Consider the following 1296-nt stretch of genomic DNA (forward strand, 5'->3'; position numbering starts at 1 on the left):
CGTCCGGGCGGGTGCGCGCTGGTACCTGCTCGGGTGGGATCTCATGCGTGAGGACTGGCGATCCTTCCGCGTCGACCGACTGCAACCGAAGATCCCGACGGGCCCACGCTTTTCTCCGCGGGAACTCCCGGCCGGCGGCGCCGCGGCATTCGTCGCCGCCGGAATCGACCGCGCATTCAGCCAGGTGCAGGCGAGGATAAAGCTGCACGCCTCGATCCAGACCATCGCGCCGATGGTCGACGAGGAGTGGGGAACCCTCGAATCGAGCGGCGACGACGCCTGCATCATCATCCTGTCCGGGGATTCCCTGCCGTCGATCGCCCGGTGGTTGTCAGCATTCGACACCGACTTCACCGTGCTCGATCCGCCGGAGTTGCGTGACGAATGCGCCCGGATGGCGGAACGGCACGCGCTGCTCAGCCGGCGATACAGCCGCGCGCTCGAACTGCCCGCGGCTGCCCGCTTGAATGGACCGTAGGAGCTATCTGACCGTATGAATGGACCATTCAAGCGATCAGGGGCGCCGCGGCGATCAGGGCCGCGTCCCCGCCAATCTGACGAACGCTGCGGCGTCGATTGTTTCGCCGCGTGCCGAGGGGTCGATGTCTGCCTCCCGCAGGCGGCGCTCCGCCTCGACGGGCGATCCGGCCCAGCCTGCGAGTGCGGCGCGCAGTGTCTTGCGGCGCTGCGCGAAGGCAGCGTCGATGACGGTGAAGACCTTCCGGCGATGGGCGTCGTCCATCGACCACGGTGGATCGGCGTACCGATCGATCCGTACGAGCCCGGACTCCACCTTCGGCACCGGCCAGAACACCGAACGGCCGACCGAACCTGCGCGTTTGACGGTTCCGAAGAAGTTCGCCTTGACGCTGGGTATGCCGTAGATCTTGCTGCCCGGATCGGCGGCCAATCGGTCGGCTACCTCGGCCTGAACCATCACCATGGCTGTGCGCAGGGAAGGCAGTTCGGAGAAGAGGTGAAGCAGAACTGGGACGGCAACGTTGTACGGCAGGTTCGCCACCAGCGCCGTCGGCTCACCGGGAATGTCCGACGCGGTCACTCGGAGCGCATCGAACTCGACCACCGTGAGTTGCTCGGCATGCGACGGGGCACGCTCGGCTACGGTCTGCGGGAGCCGCCCCGCGAGCTTGGGATCGATCTCGACGGCGATGACGGCGTCGGCGACGTCGAGAAGCGCAAGCGTCAGCGATCCGAGACCCGGGCCGACCTCGAGCACGGTGTCCGATCCCCCGACGCCCGCCGAGGCGACGATGCGGCGCACGGTGTTTGCGTCGT

2 protein-coding genes are annotated in these 1296 nt (G+C 67.5%); one reads left to right on the forward strand and one right to left on the reverse strand.

Annotation, left to right across the window (positions count from 1 at the left end; genetic code table 11):
• Nucleotides 1-478, forward strand: a 478-nt coding sequence (locus A2J03_RS21105; protein WP_156520495.1) for a helix-turn-helix transcriptional regulator, incomplete at its 5' end; no start/stop codon positions are given.
• Nucleotides 479-532: 54 nt separating this feature from the next.
• Here A2J03_RS21105 and rsmA read toward each other — a convergent pair.
• A partial coding sequence (gene rsmA / locus A2J03_RS21110; RefSeq protein WP_068377933.1) for a 16S rRNA (adenine(1518)-N(6)/adenine(1519)-N(6))-dimethyltransferase RsmA occupies nt 533-1296 on the reverse strand: 764 nt, incomplete at its 5' end.

This window comes from Rhodococcus sp. EPR-157 (genome assembly GCF_001647195.1).
GTDB lineage: Bacteria > Actinomycetota > Actinomycetes > Mycobacteriales > Mycobacteriaceae > Rhodococcoides.